General features: G+C 62.2%; 18 protein-coding genes. 8 read left to right on the plus strand and 10 right to left on the minus strand.

What is annotated here, in order from left to right; all coding sequences use genetic code 11:
- Positions 1-51: 51 nt before the first annotated feature.
- Positions 52-825, plus strand: a complete 774-nt coding sequence (locus QA637_RS26915; protein WP_283065800.1) for a GntR family transcriptional regulator — start codon at positions 52-54, stop codon at positions 823-825.
- A gap of 363 nt (positions 826-1,188) precedes the next feature.
- Positions 1,189-4,215 (plus strand): calcium-binding protein, encoded by a 3,027-nt coding sequence (locus QA637_RS26920; protein ID WP_283065802.1) that lies wholly within the window; start codon positions 1,189-1,191, stop codon positions 4,213-4,215.
- A gap of 50 nt (positions 4,216-4,265) precedes the next feature.
- Here QA637_RS26920 and QA637_RS26925 read toward each other — a convergent pair whose 3' ends face one another.
- Positions 4,266-5,243 carry a LysR family transcriptional regulator gene (locus QA637_RS26925; RefSeq protein ID WP_283065803.1) on the minus strand — a complete coding sequence of 326 codons (978 nt, stop codon included), beginning with the start codon at positions 5,241-5,243 and terminating at the stop codon, positions 4,266-4,268.
- A 92-nt stretch (positions 5,244-5,335) separates the two neighbouring features.
- Here QA637_RS26925 and QA637_RS26930 point away from each other — a divergent pair, with 92 nt between their 5' ends.
- Positions 5,336-6,133: an NAD(P)H-dependent oxidoreductase gene (locus QA637_RS26930; RefSeq protein WP_283065805.1), complete on the plus strand. Its 798-nt coding sequence runs from the start codon at positions 5,336-5,338 to the stop codon at positions 6,131-6,133.
- A 286-nt stretch (positions 6,134-6,419) separates the two neighbouring features.
- Here the strand turns inward: QA637_RS26930 and QA637_RS26935 are convergent, their stop codons facing one another.
- Positions 6,420-7,334 carry an MBL fold metallo-hydrolase gene (locus tag QA637_RS26935; protein ID WP_283065807.1) on the minus strand — a complete coding sequence of 305 codons (915 nt, stop codon included), beginning with the start codon at positions 7,332-7,334 and terminating at the stop codon, positions 6,420-6,422.
- Positions 7,335-7,529: 195 nt separating this feature from the next.
- On the opposite strand from QA637_RS26935, the gene QA637_RS26940 reads away from it, so the two are divergent.
- The gene (locus tag QA637_RS26940) at positions 7,530-7,763 is read left to right on the plus strand and encodes a hypothetical protein (RefSeq protein ID WP_283065808.1); all 234 of its coding nucleotides are present in this window, start codon (positions 7,530-7,532) and stop codon (positions 7,761-7,763) included.
- A gap of 126 nt (positions 7,764-7,889) precedes the next feature.
- Here the strand turns inward: QA637_RS26940 and QA637_RS26945 are convergent, their stop codons facing one another.
- Positions 7,890-9,185, minus strand: coding sequence for an HlyD family type I secretion periplasmic adaptor subunit (locus QA637_RS26945; protein ID WP_283067364.1), 1,296 nt, complete (start codon positions 9,183-9,185; stop codon positions 7,890-7,892).
- 17 nt (positions 9,186-9,202) lie between these two features.
- Entirely contained in the window at positions 9,203-10,972 is a 1,770-nt protein-coding gene (locus QA637_RS26950; RefSeq protein ID WP_283065810.1) for a type I secretion system permease/ATPase, read from the minus strand.
- A gap of 414 nt (positions 10,973-11,386) precedes the next feature.
- Here QA637_RS26950 and QA637_RS26955 point away from each other — a divergent pair, with 414 nt between their 5' ends.
- Positions 11,387-12,130, plus strand: coding sequence for a YoaK family protein (locus QA637_RS26955; protein WP_153440247.1), 744 nt, complete (start codon positions 11,387-11,389; stop codon positions 12,128-12,130).
- Positions 12,131-12,172: 42 nt separating this feature from the next.
- On the opposite strand, the gene QA637_RS26960 is transcribed toward QA637_RS26955, so the two are convergent.
- From QA637_RS26960 to QA637_RS26970, 3 genes are all read right to left on the minus strand, one after another.
- On the minus strand, positions 12,173-12,508 hold the full coding sequence (locus QA637_RS26960) for a hypothetical protein (protein ID WP_283065812.1): 336 nt from the start codon (positions 12,506-12,508) through the stop codon (positions 12,173-12,175).
- A gap of 282 nt (positions 12,509-12,790) precedes the next feature.
- A complete protein-coding gene (locus QA637_RS26965) occupies positions 12,791-13,234 on the minus strand; it encodes a universal stress protein (RefSeq protein WP_153440249.1) in 444 nt (147 codons plus the stop codon).
- A 167-nt stretch (positions 13,235-13,401) separates the two neighbouring features.
- On the minus strand, positions 13,402-14,499 hold the full coding sequence (locus QA637_RS26970) for a DUF475 domain-containing protein (RefSeq protein ID WP_283065814.1): 1,098 nt from the start codon (positions 14,497-14,499) through the stop codon (positions 13,402-13,404).
- A 431-nt stretch (positions 14,500-14,930) separates the two neighbouring features.
- Here QA637_RS26970 and QA637_RS26975 point away from each other — a divergent pair, with 431 nt between their 5' ends.
- Both QA637_RS26975 and QA637_RS26980 read left to right on the plus strand, forming a co-directional pair.
- Positions 14,931-15,182 carry a DUF982 domain-containing protein gene (locus tag QA637_RS26975; protein WP_153440251.1) on the plus strand — a complete coding sequence of 84 codons (252 nt, stop codon included), beginning with the start codon at positions 14,931-14,933 and terminating at the stop codon, positions 15,180-15,182.
- A gap of 247 nt (positions 15,183-15,429) precedes the next feature.
- Positions 15,430-15,720 carry a DUF982 domain-containing protein gene (locus QA637_RS26980; RefSeq protein ID WP_153440252.1) on the plus strand — a complete coding sequence of 97 codons (291 nt, stop codon included), beginning with the start codon at positions 15,430-15,432 and terminating at the stop codon, positions 15,718-15,720.
- A 102-nt stretch (positions 15,721-15,822) separates the two neighbouring features.
- On the opposite strand, the gene QA637_RS26985 is transcribed toward QA637_RS26980, so the two are convergent.
- Genes QA637_RS26985 through QA637_RS26995 form a run of 3 tightly spaced genes read right to left on the minus strand, consistent with a single transcriptional unit; the run spans position 15,823 to position 18,620 of the window.
- Complete coding sequence (locus tag QA637_RS26985) at positions 15,823-16,602, minus strand: SDR family oxidoreductase (protein WP_153440253.1); 780 nt, start codon at positions 16,600-16,602, stop codon at positions 15,823-15,825.
- Between the two features lie 38 nt (positions 16,603-16,640).
- Positions 16,641-17,789: a galactonate dehydratase gene (gene dgoD, locus QA637_RS26990; protein WP_153440254.1), complete on the minus strand. Its 1,149-nt coding sequence runs from the start codon at positions 17,787-17,789 to the stop codon at positions 16,641-16,643.
- A gap of 57 nt (positions 17,790-17,846) precedes the next feature.
- The gene (locus tag QA637_RS26995) at positions 17,847-18,620 is read right to left on the minus strand and encodes a FadR/GntR family transcriptional regulator (RefSeq protein ID WP_153440255.1); all 774 of its coding nucleotides are present in this window, start codon (positions 18,618-18,620) and stop codon (positions 17,847-17,849) included.
- A 183-nt stretch (positions 18,621-18,803) separates the two neighbouring features.
- Here QA637_RS26995 and QA637_RS27000 point away from each other — a divergent pair, with 183 nt between their 5' ends.
- On the plus strand, positions 18,804-19,787 hold the full coding sequence (locus QA637_RS27000) for an arabinose ABC transporter substrate-binding protein (RefSeq protein WP_153440256.1): 984 nt from the start codon (positions 18,804-18,806) through the stop codon (positions 19,785-19,787).
- Positions 19,788-19,795: the final 8 nt, after the last annotated feature.

A 19,795-nucleotide genomic window follows, 5' to 3' on the forward strand; every position in this document is an offset into this window, starting at 1 on the left:
AGGTGCAATGCAGAAGGGCATCCGGCAACTGGCCGCTGAAACGAACGACTGATGGCACGACACGCAAATCTTCCGGACGAGAATTCCATCGACCGCAACCACCCGGATGCGCTCTACGTGCAGCTGCGAAACCTGCTCAAAGGCATGATCGAAAGACGGGAACTTGCGGTCAATGACAAGCTTCCGTCAGAGCGGGAGCTTGTCGCGGCTTATGGCGTCAGCCGCATTACGGTGCGCCAGGCCGTGAAGGATCTCGAGAACATCGGCTATCTGCAGACGCGGCCCGGCAAGGGCATCTATGTCACCGAACCGAAGCCGATCTATGAACTCGAGGTCGTGCGAAGCTTCACCCAGACGGCCTACGCCAACAATCGCAAGCCCGGCATGCGCCTTCTCGCCGGCAAGATCATCCGCGCCGACGCCGAAGTCGCGCGGCCGCTATCCCTGCCGACCGGCGCGGACGTCGTTTTCCTTGAAAGATTGCGCCTCCTCGATGACGTACCGGTGGTCATCCAGCGGGACTGGTTCTCCGCCTCGCTCGCGCCGGGCATTCTCGACATCGACTGGACGGTCGAGAACCGATCGCTCTATGCGGAGTTCGAGAACCGCTACGGCATCATTCCGTCGCGCGGCCAATCGACCGTGAGTGCCAGGCTCGCCACCGATACGGAGGCGTCGTTCCTCCAGCTCGATGTTCCTGCTGCGGTCCTGACGCTGGACCAGATCGCCTATGACACGCACAACCGCACGGTCAATGTGAGCGCCGCTGCCTACCATCCAGCCCGCTATCCGCTGTCGTTGACCCAGTCCCACAGACGGCTGTGATTCGTCCTCATCCGGGCGCCTTTCCCTGCAACCATAGATCTGTTTATCGATCCGGGAATCTACCCGTTTGGTCTGTTCCCGCGGAAACACAAAACGCTCTCGGACTCGTCAATATATGGCAGCGAGAACGGCAGGGAACGTTCTTCAGGTCACGCAATACCGCGTGACTTGCGAGGGGTTCGACTGGGGAGACACTCCATGAAACGGCGCCGCATTTAGTCTATTCGACGCCGTGTCGCTCGCGACGATGAGCGACCGCCCGCCATGGGCGCTCTTCCAAAAAAACCATCCATCACCACGCCGAGGCAGCCGCCTCTGCGAACAGCGACGCATGTCCCGATGCACAAAAACAAGGAAACACATATGGCGAATATTTTCGGAACTGTCGGCAAGGACATTTTGACCGGCAGCGATCTTGAAGGCGATTTCATCATGGCGCTTGCCGGCGACGACATCGTCGATGGCGGCATGGGCAGTGATACGGTGAACGCCGACGAGGGCAACGACACTGTCAGCGGCTCGTTCCAGAATGACAGCCTCATGGGCGGCGACGGCAATGACACGCTGAACGGCAACAGCGGAAGCGACATGCTGAGCGGCGGAGCCGGACAGGACAAGCTCAACGGCGGCAGTGGTCGGGATATGATCACCGCCTTTGAGCTCAGCGAAGTCTCCGGCGATGTGGTCGACGGCGGCTCCGGCACCGACATGGTCATGCTTGATTACTCGGATCATGGGGCAAAGCTCAATATCGCGATCAAGGATTGGATCGCACCGCAAACACTGACCGGAGGCATCCAGACGACAAATGTCGAGTCGTTCAGCATCACCGGAACGGCCTTCGATGACGTCGTTACCGGCGGCAACTATTCCGACATGTTGACGGGGGGATTGGGCCATGACCGACTTTCGGGCGGGCGCGGCCATGACATACTCCAGGGCGGAGACGGTAACGATACGCTCATCGGCGGCTACGGCCTTGACTTCGTGAACGGCGACGCCGGCAATGACACCCTGTACGGTGACGCCGGCAGCGACTATCTGAGTGGCGGTGACGGCGACGACAAGGTCTACGGTGGCGACGACGCGGATTCCCTCGCGGGGGATGCCGGCAACGACCAGCTTTCCGGCGGCAACGACAGCGATGTCATTTCCGGTGGTGCGGGTATCGATAGCCTGGCAGGCGACGCCGGCAATGACTCGCTCGATGGCGGCATCGGTGACGACAGGCTTGAGGGCGGCACTGGCGACGACACTCTCAACTACACCTACGGCCAAGGCAAAGACACGATCACCGACGTGAGCGGCAGCGATCGACTGATCGTCCGCAACTTCTCCGGAAACTTCACCGCGAAGGCAGCCACCGAAGTCAATACGCTTGCCGGCGGCACGACGTTCAAGGGCATCGAGCACTACTCGATCTACGCAACCGGTTCGACGGTCAACAAGGTCGTGACCGGCAGCGGCAATGATTATGTCGACGCCGCCGGCGGCGATGACTTCGTCGATGGTGGTGCCGGTAACGACACGCTTCTCGCCGGAATTGGCCGGGACACCGTCAATGGCGGCATCGGCAACGACGCCGTGACCCTGGGCGACGGTGGCGCAGACAAGGGCGACGGCGGCACCGGCACCGACTCCGTTGCGGTCGACCGGCGCTCGCTGACAACCGCACAGACCTTTTCCGCGACCGGGGCCAACGCAACGCTATCGGACGGAACAAGCCTCAACAACTTCGAGCGTTATCGCGTCGAATTCGGCTCCGGCAATGACGTGGTGAAGTCTGTCGGTTCCGCACTGAGCGTTGCCTTCTACGGTTACGGCGGCAACGACACGCTGATCGGCACCAATGGCGGCGACACGCTCGATGGCGGAGAGGGAAGCGACACGCTCAACTCGGGCGCCGGCAACGACGTCATCCGTGACTTTGGCGGCAAAAACTCGATCAATGCCGGCGACGGCAACGACGTGGTTAGTGTCGGCGATAGCGCCACGGGTGCTGCCAGCTACAACACGGTCAACCTCGGAACCGGCGACGACAGCTTCACGCGCACCGCCTCGACCGGCACGCTGGTCGTTGACGGCGGCACGGGCACCGATTTCGCCTCCATCAACTTCAGCAAGTACACCCAGGGCATCACCTTCAAGCTTGCTGCCTCGGTGACGGCCACGAACGCGCCCGTCACGGTGAAAAACGTCGAACGCGTTGCGCTCGTCGGCGGAACGGGCAACGACATCTTCGCCGGTGGAAGCCTCAATGACGATCTGCGCGGCGGCGCCGGTCACGACAGTCTCAGCGCCGGGGCGGGCAACGATCTCCTGTCCGGCGATGCGGGCAACGATACGATCCGTGCCGGAACGGGCAACGACACCATCTATGGTGATACTGCGACCACCACCGGCGGCAGGGATGTGATCTACGCCGAGGATGGCAATGACAAGGTCTATGCCGGCATCGGCGACCGTTCCGACGGTGGCACGGGCACGGACGTGATCAGGCTGAACGTCTCCGAGCAGACGAAGGATATCGCCTTCAACTTCTCGACCGGCACGGTCAATGCCGATACGGCGACATCCTTCAACGCCTTCGAAGTGCTCGACTATGTCGGCAGCAAGGGCAAGGACACGGTTACGGGCGGTACCCTCAACGACATCCTCGACGGCATGTCCGGCAACGATGTTCTGAGGGGCGGCAACGGCAACGACACGCTGCGCGATGGCGCCGGTGACGACCAGCTCTTCGGCGACGCCGGGAATGACGTTCTCACCCGCACCGTTCATTCCGGCAAGGACCTCTTCGATGGCGGCGTCGGTATCGATACGCTGAGCTTCGCGGAGGGGGCGACGTCGGTCGTGCTCGACCTGACGACCCAGGCCAAGAACAAGGGGCTGGCGCTCGGCCTCACCGTCAAGAATTTCGAAACCATTATCGGCAGCGCAGCCGATGACGATATTCGCGGTGATGCGACCGCCAACACGTTCTATGGTAAGGGCGCCGACGATACCCTTGATGGCCGTGACGGCAACGACACCCTGATCGGCGGCGCAGGAGACGATTGGTTGACGGGCGGTACCGGCAACGACCGGTTCGTCTTCGACCGCGAGGGACGTGACGGTGAAGGCGATGTCATCACCGACTTTGTCCGAGGCCAGGACAAGCTCGTCATCGATCGCGCCGCCTTCGGCATCGCCGCCAGCGACGCGACAGTGACGCTGGTCACAGGCACGGACCCGGTCGCGACAAGCAGCAAGGGCACGTTCCTGTTCGAGACCGACAACGGCCGCCTCTGGTACGATGCCGACGGCAATGCCGCGACGGCGGATCTGGAACTGGTCGCTATCCTGCAGAACGTCAAGGCTCTCTCGACGAGCGACTTCTCCTTCCTCTAAGGTAGGGTGTCGCCAGGATGCGCCCGTCCCGCGAAAGCGGGGCGGGCGTTTTACTGCGTCCGAGCTAGACTATTTGCGCCGTGTCGATGCTGGTTTTCCGGTTTGGCACCCGGTTTTTCGATCCCCGGGATGAGGCCGATTTGCTCGCTGAGAAAGTCGACCAGCAGCCGCACCCGCGCAACGCCCGCCCTTTCCGGAACGATCAGCATGCTCAGCGGAACAGCCGAAAGCGAGTAGTCGGGCAAGATCGCGGTCAGCCTTCCTGTCGCTAGGAGATCGTCGACCAACCATTGATGCGCGGGCGCAATGCCGCGTCCGGCGACAAGAGCTTCGCGGGTTGCAAGCCCGTGATCGACCCGAAACCGTCCCCCAAAGGGCACGGAATAGGGCTCTCCGCTCTGCCCCTGCAAGGTGAGGATTTCGCTTCCTGCCACATTCGACATCCGGATACCCTCATGGCCTGAGAGATCCTGCGGGACAGCCGGTATACCCCGCACCGCCAGATAGCCCGGCGCTGCCACCAGCAGTCGCCGGGACTGGCCGAGCGCTCTGAGTTTGATGGAGCTGTCGGCGAGCGGACCCAGGCGAAGCGCTATATCGACCCCCTCGCGCACGAGGTCGACCCGCTCGTCGGTGAGGCTGAGGTCGACCCCGACATCGGGATAACGATCCTGGAAAGCGAAAATCAGCCGGCTGACATGCATCACGCCGAAGGCCGCCGTGCAGGATAGGCGGACCGTGCCGGCTGGCGCGCCACGCGTGCCGCGCGCCTCGTCGACGGCCTGTTCAACGAGGCGAAGCACGTGAACGCTGCTCGCGTAATAGCGGCTGCCCTCATCGGTCATGGTGACGCGCCGCGTCGTCCTGCTGAGCAAAGGCACGCCGACGGCCTCCTCGAGTTCTCTGAGATGCCGCGTAACCGTCGACTGGCCCACTCCGAACTCTCGCGCAACAGCCGACAGGCTCCCGCGTTCGGCCACCCGCACGAACGTGCGCATGCGTTCCAGCGTGACGTCCGACTTATCCATAATTCGGCAAAATCATATCCATTATCTACATCTACCGGATCATCGGCGCGTTGGCTACCTGAGCATCGATTTTGCTATTGGAGGCTGACCTCATGAAAGTTCTGCTCGTCTTCGCCCATCCCGAACCGCGTTCGCTGAACGGCGCGCTCCGCGATATCGCCATCAAGGAACTGGAGGCCCAAGGCCACGAGGTGCGGATGTCGGACCTTTATGCCGACCGCTGGAAATCCGAGGTCGATCATGCCGACTTTCGGTCGCTCGCCCCGGACGCACGATTGAAGGTTGCCAAGGCCTCGGGGGAAGCTTTCGCCACCAACGCTCTGACCGAAGACGTAAAAGCCGAGCACGAAAAACTCTTGTGGGCCGACGTCCTGATCCTGCAGTTTCCGCTGTGGTGGTACAGTATGCCGGCGATCCTCAAAGGCTGGGTGGATCGCGTTTACGCCTACGGCTTCGCCTATGGTGTCGGCGAGCACAGCGACAAATATTGGGGCAACCGCTTCGGCGAAGGAACTCTTGCGGGCAAACGCGCGATGTTGCTCGTGACCACCGGCGGCTGGGAGGAGCATTACTCCGCCCGCGGGATCAACGGGCCGATCGACGACCTCCTGTTCCCGATCAATCACGGGATCCTGTTTTATCCGGGCTACGACGTGCTCCCGCCGTTCGTCGCCTATCGGGTCGATCGTCTCGACGAGGTCGGCTTCCGTGCCGTCGCCGAGCGCCTGCGCGAGAGGATGCGCACACTCGGCTCCACGCCGCCCATCCCCTATCGGCGGCAGAATGGCGGAGACTATATGATCCCGAGCCTTCAGCTTCGACCCGGTCTCGGCGATCCAGCTGCGAACGGCTTTGCTCTTCACTTGAACGGCACGGACATCGCCGACTAAAGCGCAAACAAGAAAGTGCTACAGCGACCTTTGCGTGTCCGATTGGACGCGCGGCGCTGTAAGGGCCATTTGCTGCCGTGACCAACTCGTACGACACCGCAAGACCGGCGATGTCGTACGAGACAGCGATCGACTACTGCATGTTTCCTTAGATCGTGCCCGACTTAAGGACAAAACACGCAGCAACTCAAAGTGCTGCAAATCCTTTGCGCGTCTGATGAGACGCGCGGCACTGTAGTTTTCAAACGCCTGCGGTCGTCACGTTCGGCCCTAACCCAACAAGCGGTCAGTAGTCCCACCAGGCCGGCACCCAACGAAAGAGATTGCCGGCGGCCGCCACATGCCCGACGGAGGGGAACGGTATGTGCGTGGACACCAGTGACGAGCCGGTCTCCGCCAGCTCCCGCATAAGACGGAGCCGAACACGGGTCGCCTCCTCCGGGTCGTGTTCGAAGCCGTTGTGCCACTCGGGGTGGTCGAAAGAAACCGGAAACAGGGCGTCGCCGGCGAACATCAGCCGGTTGCCGCCAGACTTCATGCGGACAACGCTGTGCCCAGGCGTGTGGCCACCGGTGCGAGTGACGACCACGCCCGGTGCCACCTCGGACTCCTCCGCGAACGTCCGCAGATGGTTGCGGTACTCGTCGAGGAATTGCAGGGACGCTCGTCGGGCCAAATCCGCAAGCGCCGGCGGCATGGCGGTGCGGGAGAAATCAGGCGACTCCCAGAACTTGGTCTCTGCGGCGGACACGTGGACCCGCAGGTCCGGGCGCAGCCGTTCCTTCACGCCGTCGACGAGCAGCCCGCCAACGTGGTCAAAGTGCATGTGGGTCAGCACCACGTCGGTCACGGACGCGAGATCGACGCCGGCGGCCTCCAGTCGATGGACAAACTGCCCGGCCCGCGGGAAGTCCGGGTACTCCTCCCCTAGACCACTGTCGATGAGTATCGTCTGGCCGCCGCTGCGCACCACGACCGCGTTCAGTGCCCAATCGAAAGCGTCCTGCGACAGGAACATGTCGTCCAGCCAGGCCGCGCGGATGGCCGGGTCGGCGTTGGTGGCCATTGACTCGGCTGGCGGCGTTAGCACTCCATCGCTGATCACCAGGACGTCAATCTCGCCGACCGGCACCGCATAGCGCGACGGAACCAACTCGTCTAGCGCCGGTCTACCTGAGTGTGAGGTATTGTCCAAGCTCATGTTTGTCTCCTGCTCACCAATCCTAGGGGATTTGCTTCTGCCTGCGACATGATGCGCTCGCGTTCTGCGTGATCCGGACGTGTCGGTCACGAGCCACGTCGCGGACTGTATGATGAAGCAGGTTGGCGATCGAGCTACACCTAAGGATGGGTAGCCTGTGGACCGCAGCGAAGATTTGCCCTTGAAGAGGCTGGTATGAGAGCAGGCGCTCTCGCCCGCCGAACGGTGCGCACCGCGCTCGGCGTTGACTCGAAGCCGCTCGGCGGTCTCGATATCCACGACACCCTCGAGGCGCTCTTTCGAGCGGGGACGGACTGCCATTCAACGACGTCGACCGCCTACCGCGGCCGGGGCTCGTGGTCGGCACGCCCCGCCGAACTCGGAACTACAGCGCCGCGCGTCTTATCAGACGCGCAAAGGACGCTGTAGCATTTTGAATTGCTGCATGTCTGTCCTTAGTCGAGTACGATTTAAGGAAACATGCAGTAGCTTGCGCCGTGCGCAACCAATTCCGGATGGAAAATCGTTGCGCACTTTCCCTTGAATCGCGCCGGACTAATCCTCCCGGAATGCATGCCGCATCTGGTCGGTCAGCGGCTTCGTCAGGTAGGAGATCACCGTGCGGTCGGCGATCTTGATGAACACCTCGGCCGGCATGCCGGGATAGAGCGAGAGCCCCTTGAGCTTGGCGAGGCTCTCTTTCTTCGGCCGGATCCGCAACGGGTAATAGCTGGCGCCGGTGCGCTCGTCGGTCACGAGGTCCGGCGCGATGGTCGCCACCTCCGCCTCGACCTCGGGCGTCGTGCGCTGATTGAAGGCGCTGAAGCGGATTTCGACCGGCTGGCCGACGTGGATCTGGTCGATGTCGTGGGTCGCAACGCGAGCCTCCACCGTCAAGTCGTCGGCCTGGGGCACGACGAGCATAAGCGTCTCGCCGGGATTGACCACGCCGTTTACCGTGTGCACGGCGAGCTGATAGACGCGGCCCGAAAGCGGCGCGGTAATGTCGAGCCGACGCAATTGGTCGGATGCGGCGGTCCGCCGCTCCTCGTATTCGGCGATCTTCGCCTCGACATCCGTCAGATCCTTGGAGATTTCCGTCCGCCGATCCTCGTCGAGCTGGAGGATCTGCAGGTCGATCTCGCTCGACTTGCCGCGTGCTTGGGCGCGGGCGGCGATACGCTGTCCGCGGTCGCCCTCCAGTTCCGCACGCTGGCGCTTCAGCGTCGTCACGCGCTGCATCGGCACCAGGCCCTGCCCGTAGAGCGAGTCGACGCCGGTCAGTTCCTCCGCGATCAGCTTGAGCGCGTCCTCGATCGCCTGCAATTGGACGGTGAGCCCCTCGATCTCGTCGCCCAACTGCGCCTTCCGGGAGGCAAGCTGGTCCTTCATGCCGATGAGGGCCGACCGCCGGCTGGCAAAGAGCCTCTCCTCGCCATCGACGAGCTTCGTCGCCGCGGCACTGGAGATGAATGTGTCGAGATCCTTGTCGACCTCGAAAGAGTCGGCGCCGATGCGTTCGGCCTGAAGCCGGGCGCGGCGGGCATAGAGCTGCGCCAGCGTGCTTTCGACAATCGCCAGGTTGGCGCGAACGGTGGTGCCGTCGAGACGGATCAGCACCTGCCCGGCATGGACCCGGTCTCCCTCGCGCACCAGCAGTTCGCCGACGATCCCCCCGGTGAGGTGCTGGACCTTCTTGACATTGTCGTCGACCACGACGACGCCGCCGGCAACGATCGCGCTCGACAGCTCGGTCGTTGCCGCCCAGCCGCCCACGCCGACGACAAGCGCGATAGCCAGCGTGGAGACCGCAATCATATGGCGCCCAAGCGAGCGGCGGGCGCTCAACATCTGCTTCTTCGCCTCGCTCACTTCGCCACCTCCTGGCCGTCACCGACGATCTTGAGCGGCGCCGGCCGCTCCGCCTGCTGCACGCGTTCCCTGCGCAATACTTTGCCGAGCACCTCATCCTTCGGACCGAAGGCCTGCATGCGCCCGTCCTGCATCATCAGGACGAGGTCGGTGCTCGCAAGCGCACTCGGCCGATGTGCGATAACGATGACGACGCCGCCGCGCGCGCGAACACCCATGATCGCTTCGCTGAGCGCATGCTCGCCTTCGGCATCGAGATTGGAATTGGGCTCGTCGAGCACGACGAGGAAGGGATCTCCATAAAGCGCCCTGGCGAGCGCTATGCGCTGGCGCTGTCCGGCCGAAAGCGCTGTGCCCCCCTCGCCGATCTCGGTTTCATAGCCGTTCGGAAGGCGAAGGATCAGGTCGTTGACGCGCGCCGCCGCGGCAGCCGCGACGATCGCCTCGGGCGTCGCATCGTCGGCGAAGCGGCTGATATTCTGCGCAACCGTTCCCGCGAATAGCTCCACGTCCTGCGGCAGGTAGCCGATGTGCTTGCCGAGAGCATCGCTGTCCCACTGGTCGAGAGCCGCGCCGTCAAGGCGCACGGAACCGCGATAGGCCGGCCAAACGCCAAGGATGGCACGGGCGAGCGACGACTTGCCCGAAGCGCTCGGACCGATGACCCCGAGCGCGCTGCCGGCACGAACGGTGAAACTGATATCGGTGAAGATCAACCGCTGGGCCGCCGGCGGTCCGCTCGCCAGCCCCTCGACGCTCAGGCGGTCGCGCGGGGCCGGCAGTGCCAGCGGTGCCACGGCCTCCGGCAGCGCCTTGAGCAGTTCCCTCAGCCGTTGCCAGCTCTGCCTCGCGGCGACGAGACCACGCCAGTTGCCGATGGCGAGTTCCACGGGCGCAAGAGCGCGGGCGGTCAGGATGGAGCCGGCGATGATGATGCCGGGCGAGGCCTGGCCCTTGATCACGAGAACTGCGCCCGCCGCCAGCACACCCGACTGCAACGCCATGCGGAAGACCTTGGAAACCGCGCCGTAACCGTTGCCGATATCGGAGGTGCGACGGTTCTCCAGGCGGAACTCCTCGTTGCGCCGCTCCCAGAGGTCGGTGAGCCGCCCGGCCATGCCCATGGCCTGAACGACCTCGGCATTGCGCTGCGACGCCTGGGCGAAGGCATTGCGCAGGCCTCCTGCCTCCGCCGCTTTCTTGGCCGGCGCCTGGGTGCCGCTATTGGTGAGATAGGTCAGAAGCGTGAGGATCAGCCCTCCGCCGATCGCTATGAAGCCGATGACGGGATGAAAGAGAAAGCAGATGGCGATATAGAAGGGCAGCCACGGCAGGTCGAAAAGGGCGGCCGGACCGGCGCCCGAGAGGTAGGACCGAACCTGGTCGAAATCACGCAATGCCTGCAGACCATCGCCTTGGATCTTCAGCTTCAACGGTGCCTTGACCAGCGCCCGATAGATCCGCCCGCTCATGTTTTCGTCGAGGGCGCCGGCGATGCGCACAAGCATGCGGCCGCGGATCAGCTCGAACGCGCCCTGGAAGCCGTAGAGCAGCAACGCCAGGAACGAGAGTGCGATCAGCGAGGGAATGCTTCTGCTCGGAAGAACCCGGTCGTAGACTTCAAGCATGAAGAACGACCCGGTGAGATAGAGGACGTTGACGAGCGCACTGGCGATACCAACGCCGATGAAGGCCGCGCGACAGTCGCGCAACGCTTCCGCGGGATCGATGCTCGTTCGATTTGATGATGCTTTTGAATTAGGCACTGACTGAAATCTCCGCGCCGGCCCATCGGGGCCGCTTAAATTTTGCTGCCCGATCTATCCAGAGCCAGCAATGTAAAGTTGTTCCCCGGGAAACAATAATCCCTTCGAAAGCTTAAATATTGACTGCTGTCGAGCCGGGCGTGTTTGTCCGCGCCGCTCCACCGCAATCACGCGCACCCAGCCACCAGAAGGCCGTTCCCTGGCCCTGACAGATACAACCTGGCATCGCCGACAAAACGCCCCTTCCTTTTTTCCGCACGCAGTGCACTCCTCGGCATGTCCCCGTTGCGCATGCACGCTGATAACATCATACCAAATGCGAGGTTGGACGGACAGCGGCACCGATCCTGTGCTATCGGATGAATCGCACGTCCCATCTGCCAATCCGACACTTTTCGGAACCATCGACCGAACATGAAATACTATCTCCGCAACCTGACCGCAAAGGAACGCAACGAGGCGACCGACCACCATCTCGCTTTTTATCTGACATTCGTCGCCGGGGCTGCCAATGCCGGTGGCTTCATGGCTGTACATCAATATACGTCGCATATGTCGGGCATCGTCTCGGCGATCGCGGACAACATCGTCCTCGGTAATATTGCATTGGTTGTAGTCGGCCTTTCCGCGCTCTTTTCGTTCGTTGCCGGCGCCGCCACCTCCGCCATCCTCATCAACTGGGGCCGGCGGCTGGATCTGCAGGCGGAATATGCGCTTCCGCTGCTGTTCGAGGCAGTTCTGCTTATCTGCTTCGCAATAACCGGGGACCACCTCAGCGAACGTGTCGCCGTTTCGGCGACGATCATGCTTCTCTGCTTCATCATGGGGCTGCAGAACGCCATCATCACGAAGCTCTCCGGCGCAAGAATCCGCACGACCCATGTGACCGGCCTAGTGACCGACACGGGCATCGAGATCGGCAAGCTGATCTACTGGAACCGCGACAGCGCCAAGAACTCCAGGCTGCATGTCCGCGCCGATCGCCGGAAGTTGCGCCTTCTCACGTCCTTGATCGGCCTTTTTCTGGTTGGCGGCGTTTGCGGCGCCCTTCTCTTCAACAAACTGGGCATTTCTGCGGCGCTTTTTCTCGCCGCTCCCTTGATGCTCATCGCCGCGCTCCCCGTGATCGAGGACGTCCGGTCTGCCTTGAACCGATGAGGTGATCGCCCCGCTGCGCCGCGCATCGTGCAAAGGGGCACTTCAATCCAAGGACAATTGGAAATCCGGAAATGGGACGACCTTGGCCGTAGCCGCTTCCAACGCAAGCTGCTGGCTTTCGATGTTGCCGCCCCTGCCCCAGGTCGCGGCAAGGCTCATCAATTCATCCATCTCCTTCCTCAGCTTGTGCCACGCCAGAATGTCCTCGGCGTGGGTCGCATTCGTGCGCGGGTCGTAGAACCGGCTGATGTCCTCAGCAACGTCCTTGCGCGCGGCCTCCAGACGGGCCTTCAGGGCATTGACTTCGTCTTTCACCAGGAAATAGCGCCGCATCACTGCAAGAAGCGCAAGATCATTTGGATTGACGCTCAAGGACATCCCTCCCCGCCGTGTCATGACTGCCGACCTACAGCGCCGCGCGTCTTGTCAGATGCGCAAAGGACGCCGTAGCACTTTGAGTTGCTGCATGTTTTTATCCTTAAACATGCAGCAGGTCGGACGGATCGGTACCCCCGCAGCCGTCCTCCGGGCCCGCACTCCATCACGCGAAACTTTGACGCTTTTCCGGCAGCGGACAAAAAAATCCCGGCGTGGTGACACGCCGGGCCGAAAACCTGCTGGAAAGCTGGAGAAAATCGTGTCGCCTTGACCGCTCGCTCGCTACTTTTTCCTGTAGATGAGCACGGGGATCGTCGAATGGGTCAGCACCTTCGCGGCGACGCTGCCGAGCACCAGGGCGCCGACGCCGCCACGGCCGTGCGACGCCATGATGATGAGATCGGCGCCGATATCGTCCGCTTTCTTGATGATCGCACGATAGACCTCGTGGCTGCGGGCGTGATCCGTTTCGCACGGCACGCCGGCACGCTCAGATTTCACCACGGCGGCAGCAAGTATTTCCCCGGCGTGCTGACGGGCCAGCGCTTCATAATCTTCCCTCGTGCTGGCGAGTTGTTCCGTGTCGGTCGAAAAGAGGTGGAACGGCTCCGTCACGGTCAACACCGCGATCTTCGCTCCGGCCTCCTTTGCAAAGGCGATACCGGCGTCCAAGGCGAGTGTGGCAAGCGGCGAACCATCGGTGGGAATGAGAATGTTGCGGAACATGAAAACCTCCCGTTGACTTCGCAATTCAAGCTAACCGCACCTCCGCCAGTCACATTGACCCAGATCAATGGTGTAAGCATCGCTCGTTCAAATAGCATCAGGCCACAGCAAGACGGCCCGGCGGAAATCCCGCCGGGCCGTCTCTGTTCTAACGCTTGGCCTCGCTCTCAGGCCTCGACGCGAAACCGCGCGTCGGGCTCATCCTCACCGGCCTCCGCCTTGCGCCGGTTGTGACGGATCGACGACCAGAGCGACAGGCCGATGAGGCCGGCGCCGCCGAGACCGGTAATGACCTCGGGAATGTGGAACAGCGTCTGGAAATACATCACCACCGACAGGATCAGGATCGCATAGAAGGCGCCGTGCTCCAGATAGCGATATTCGTTGAGCGTGCCCTTCTCGACGAGCATGATGGTCATCGAGCGGACATACATGGCGCCAATGCCGAGACCAATCGCGATGATGAACAGGTTCTGCGTCAAGGCGAAGGCACCGATGACGCCGTCGAACGAGAAGCTGGCATCGAGCACTTCCAGGTAGAGGAATGCACCGAAACCGCCCTTCGCCGCCGCGCTCATCGTCTGCTGCGAAGCATCGAGCAGACCACCGACGACCTCGACGATGAGGAAGGTGAGCAGGCCATAGATGCTGGCATAGACGAAGGTGTGCACGTGCTCGGTTTCGAGCAAGGTCGAGAACGCCAGGATGACGCTCAGGACGAGAGCAATTTCGATTCCCTTGATCGTCGCGAAGCGCGCCATCTTGCGCTCCAGCCAGGCGATCCAGTGCACATCCTTCTCCTGGTCGAAGAAGTAGGTGAGACCGACCATCATCAGGAACGTGCCGCCAAAGGCGGCGATCGGCAGATGCGCGTCGTTCATGATGCGGGCGTATTCTTCGGGGCGGATTGCCGCAAGGATGACCGCGTCGATCGGCCCGATATTGGCGGCGATCACGACGATCAGCAGCGGAAAGACGATACGCATGCCGAACACGGCAATGATGATGCCCCAGGTCAGAAACCGATGCTGCCAGACCGGCGTCATGTCCTTGAGCTTGTTGGCGTTGACGATGGCGTTGTCGAAGGAGAGCGAAATTTCGAGCACAGCGAGCACCGCACAGATGAAGAAGACGGTCATCGTGCCGCTGAATGTACCGGTCGACTGCCATCCGAGCCAGACGCCAAGCAGCAGACCGAGGGCCGTCACGATGAAGGCCCACCTGAAATAACCGAGTGCGGTCGTGTGCGAACGGGGCTGGATCATGGGCGATCCTCCCCGGCACGATGTGCCTCGGCGACTACGAACGAGAGATCCTCAGTAAGGAAAAAGCGCACAGCCGAAGAGGCACATGCGTTGGGCATGAGTTGGGTTTTCATGGTAGCTAATCCGCCGGCTCATTTGCTGGCGGTACCGACATCACGAGAGCGCCGTAAAACTCTCGCCAGAGGGGCCCGGCACCAAAGTTCATCCCGCGGTTCGATGTCTAAAAGGCGGGACGCCTTTTTACTTAGCGATGCGAAACGTCTCGTCAAGGGTGGACGCACAGCCGGCGCGCGCTGTGCCGCCCCGTAACAAGGCGTGCACGCAGTTCTTGAGTACGCGACAATATTCGCGCCGTTCCGAAGTCTGAATGGAACCAAAGGCGGCTCGAACGGGTTTGAATTCCAGCAATAACAATCCTGTGAGGCAATGCCATGCACAGCTTCTGGTGGGACAAGAGCGTCCAGTTGGAACTCGGCAACGCAGGCAAATATCGCGACGTGAAGAGCACGCGCGAGGCCGTCGAGTGTCTGATGCTGCGGTGGCCCCATCAGGACGGGCGCGCCCTTGCCGCCGCAAAACGCGTCTGCCTGCAGGCGCTTGAGGGCAAGGTCAAGACCGAGAAAGCCCGAAGAGCATTTATCAAGGCAGCCGAAGAGGCGCACCTGTCCATCCGGAGCCAATAGGCCTTCGCCACCCGGAAGCCTGTGGCTCCGTCACACAAGAGCGTCAGCCCGAAAGTCGGATTCGACCCCTCGGAAAACATGATGCCACAAGTTATTAAAAGTCGTTCGGCGTAGTCCGGCAGCAGCCGGTCCAAAGGCATTCGGCCCCGACGGGCCAAACCATTTCCAGCACGCGGGATGCGCGGAAACCCATACGCTCGTTCCTCACCCCGCGCCTATGCCCCGCTCGGGGCAGGAAAGGAAAGCGATGTACGAAATTCCGTGGAAGGCGCCGGTCAGTATCAGCATGCTGGACGGGAAATGTCGCACGGTCATCGGTCCGCTCGACGCAATGAAGTGTCTGCAGAGCGAGTGGCCCGTTCGAGGCGGCGCCTATTACAGCTATGCGGTGCGCACCTGCGAGGCGGCACTTAAACGCCAGAAAAGCCCAAGCGAAGCACGCGCGGCCTTCATTTGCGCCTCGCGGGAGGCCTTTCTGACGATCCTCGCAGGTCAGGCGCCGGAGGACGGAAGCAGTGAATACCGGCCCTTGGAATGAATGCGCTCCCATCGGCTCGCCCAATGAGACGGTGCAAATCCCCTGAACTGGGCCGCCTGGATCGTGAGCGGCTTACCCTGCTGCAACGCGAGGGGGGACCAATCAGGCCGGGTGATGCAGGACGCTGAGGCCGCCATCCACCGTCAGGCAGGTGGCATTCATGAAGGTGCACTCGTCGGAAATCATGAACAGGGCGGCGCGGGCAATTTCTTCGGCCGTGGCGATGCGGCCGCCCGGATGCAGCTTCATCGTTTCCGCTTCGGCCGCTGCCGGATCGGGGAAGCTGTTCCAGTAGTCGATCACCTTCCGGGTCCGCACGTAGCCCGGAGCCAGAGCGTTCACGCGGATTCCCTTCGATGCATATTCGATCCCAAGCGACTTCGTCATGCCGATCAGTGCGTGCTTGGCAACGGGATAGGGGAAGGTTTGCGGGATGATGGTGAAGGCATGCGTCGAGGCGATGTTGAGGATGACCCCACCGCCCGCCTCGATCATGCCCGGGAGCGCGGCCTTGCAGCAATTCCAGGCGCCTTTCAAGTTTACGTCGAAGCAGCGCTGCCAGTCCTCCTCGCCCGTCGCCAGCGGTTCCGCGAACACGTTGACGCCGGCATTGTTGACCAGCGCGTTGGGGCGACCGATGGTTTTCTCCGCCCTGGCAAACGCGGCGGCGATCGCATCGGCATCGGTAATATCGGCGACCGCCGATGAGACCGTGCCGCCCTCGGCCTGGAGCCTTGTTGCCTCCCTTTCCAGGAGCGGCCCATCACGATCGATCAGGAACAGGCTGGCACCCTCGCCCTGGAAGACCTCGGCCATGGCAAGGCCAATACCCTGGGCGGCGCCCGTTATGACGATGCGTTTGCCAGCGAGCCGGTTGCCCATGATCGTTCCTCCTTCCTGTCGATCTGGCCGTTGTCGCGTCACCATTCGGCGACGCTGCCATCCTCGTGGCGCCAGACCGGATTGCGCCAGCGATGGCCTTCACGCGCACGCTCGATGACATAGGCCTCGTCGACCTCGACACCGAGGCCGGGCCCCTGCGGGATCGACACGAAGCCATCCTGGTAGCGGAACACCTCCTTGTTGGAGATGTAATCGAGGATGTCGTTGCCAGCATTGTAATGGATGCCGAGGCTCTGCTCCTGGATGAAGGCGTTGTAGCTGACGGCATCGACCTGAAGGCAGGCAGCAAGCGCGATCGGCCCCAGCGGGCAATGCGGCGCGAGCGCCACGTCATAGGCTTCCGCCATCGCCGCGATCTTGCGGCACTCGGTGATGCCGCCCGCATGCGAAAGATCCGGCTGGATGATGTCGACATAGCCATCGGCCAGGACAGACTTGAAGTCCCAGCGGGAATAGAGGCGCTCGCCCAGCGCAATCGGTGTCGACGAATGATTGGCGATCTCCTTCAGCGCTTCCCGGTTTTCCGACAGCACCGGCTCCTCGATGAACATCAGCTTGAACTGCTCGAGTTCCTTGGCTAGCACCTTGGCCATCGGCCGATGCACGCGACCATGGAAGTCGACGCCGATGCCGACATGCGGGCCGATCGCGTCGCGGATGGTGCCGATGGTCGAAACGGCCTTGTCGATCTTCTCGTTGCTGTCGACGATCTGCAGTTCTTCGCAGCCGTTGAGCTTGATCGCCTTGAAGCCGCGGGCGACGACGTCCCTGGCATTGCGCGCAACGTCGCTCGGCCGATCGCCGCCGATCCAGGAATAGACCTTGATCCTGTCGCGGCATTGGCCGCCGAGCAACTGGTGGATCGGCTGGCCGAGAGCCTTGCCCTTGATGTCCCATAGCGCCTGATCGATGCCGGCAAGAGCGCTCATGTGCAACGCGCCGCCGCGATAGAAGCCACCGCGATACATCACGTTCCAGTGGTCCTCGATCAGGAACGGATCCTTGCCGACAAGATAGTCGGCGAGTTCGTGCACCGCCGCCTCGACGGTCAGCGCGCGGCCTTCAACCACCGGCTCGCCCCAGCCGACAATGCCCTCGTCGGTTTCGATCTTGAGGAACAGCCAGCGCGGCGGAACAATATGGGTGGTGAGCTTGGTAATCTTCATGACGTGATGTCCATTGGAGGAAAGGCAAACGGGCGGGCTGCCCGTTTCAGGGGTTGTTCAGGGGGCGGCGCCTGAGGATCGGTGCCGTTTGACGGCCGCGGCGAGATCGCGCGCCGCAAGATCCAGCATGCGCATCGAGCAGTCGCGCGCGCCCACCTTGTCGCGCATGCGCAACGCCTCCACGAGTTCGCCATGTATGTCGATCGCCTCGTCCCGGCGTTCGGCGGCCTCGTTCGAAGCGTGCAGCGCGAACTTGAGCGCCGTCTGGATGATGCCGACGAGTTGCAGGAAGACCTGGTTGTGGCTCGCCTTCAGAAGGCAGGTGTGAAACGCGACGTCGGCCTCGGTGAAGCCCGCGACGTCGCGCTCGCCGTCACGCATGCCCCGCCAGGCGCGTTCGAGATCGGCGATTTCCTGTACCGTCGCGCGCTCGGCGGCGAATTCGGCCGCCGCTGGCTCGATCGCCCGGCGCGCCTCCAGGATGCAGTTCAGCAGATCGAATTCGAAGATGCGCTCGCCGATCCATTCAAGAACTTGCGAATCGAGAATGTTCCACTCTTCCTTGTTGCAGACGACCGTGCCGACGCGGGAGCGGCCGCGCACCATGCCTTTCGATTCGAGGATCTTCAGCGATTCGCGGATCACGGTGCGGCTGACGCCATAGCGCTCGCACAGATCGTTTTCGCGAGGCAGGAACGTGCCGACAGGAAAGATCTCGGCGCAGATGTCGGAGGCAATGGCGCGCGTGATGTTCTTCTGGACGCGCGGACGGCGTTGCAGCCGTTCTGCCACAATACCCTGGTGCTCCTGCCCTTCCGCTGCCATCGCCATCCTCACGCTGATCAAATCGATGCTCCATAGCGCAGATCGCCGCAGCCGGCGACAGCGCGCCGAAGCACGCGTTTATAGTCATACATCACTATCTCATTCATCATACAAAGGCAATTGACGAATATGATGATTCATCATACACAAATGCCAACTGCAGGAGGCAGTTCACCAGGGAGACACATCATGCGCTTCATCAAGGCAGCCATTCTGGCTGGTACCGTCGCCGTATTCGCCGCCACTTCGGCATTGGCCGCCGACGTCAAGATCGGCTTCATCGTCAAACAGCCCGAGGAGCCGTGGTTCCAGGACGAATGGAAATTCGCGGACGCCGCCGCCAAGGAAAAAGGCTTCACGCTGGTCAAGATTGGTGCAGAAGACGGCGAGAAGGTTCAGTCGGCCATCGACAATCTCGGGGCCCAGGGCGCACAGGGCTTCATCGTCTGCACGCCTGACGTCAAGCTCGGCCCGGGCATCGTCGCGAAGGCTGCCGCCAACGATCTCAAGCTGATGACTGTCGACGACCGCCTGGTCAACGCCGACGGCACCCCGATCGAAGACGTTCCGCACATGGGGATTTCGGCCACCAAGATCGGCGAGGCCGTCGGCCAGGCGATCGTGGACGAGATCAAGAAGCGCGGCTGGGACATGAAGGAGGTTGGCGCGATCCGTGTCTCCTACGACCAGTTGCCGACCGCGGTCGACCGCGTCGAAGGCGCCCTTTCCGTTCTCAAGGCCAACGGCTTCCCTGAAGCCAACATCTTCGACGCGCCGCAGGCAAAGACCGATACCGAAGCCGCCCTCAACGCCTCGACGATCGTGCTCAACAAGAACGCCGGCATCAAGAAATGGGTCGCTGTCGGTCTCAATGACGAAGCGGTACTCGGCGCCGTGCGCGCAACCGAAAGCGTGGGTATTGCCGCCGACAGCGTGATCGGCGTCGGTATCGGCGGCGCGGAGTCGGCGATCAACGAATTCAAGAAGCCGGCTGCGACCGGCTTCTTCGGCACCGTCATCATCTCGCCGAAGCGGCACGGCTACGAAACCGCGCTCAACATGTACGACTGGATTGCCAACGACAAAGAGCCGGAGAAGCTGATCCTGACCGCCGGCCAGCTGGCGCTCCGCGACAACTACGAAGCCGTCCGCAAGGAACTCGGTATCGAGTAATCGTCTCT

The organism is Sinorhizobium terangae, assembly GCF_029714365.1.
Classification (GTDB): domain Bacteria; phylum Pseudomonadota; class Alphaproteobacteria; order Rhizobiales; family Rhizobiaceae; genus Sinorhizobium; species Sinorhizobium terangae.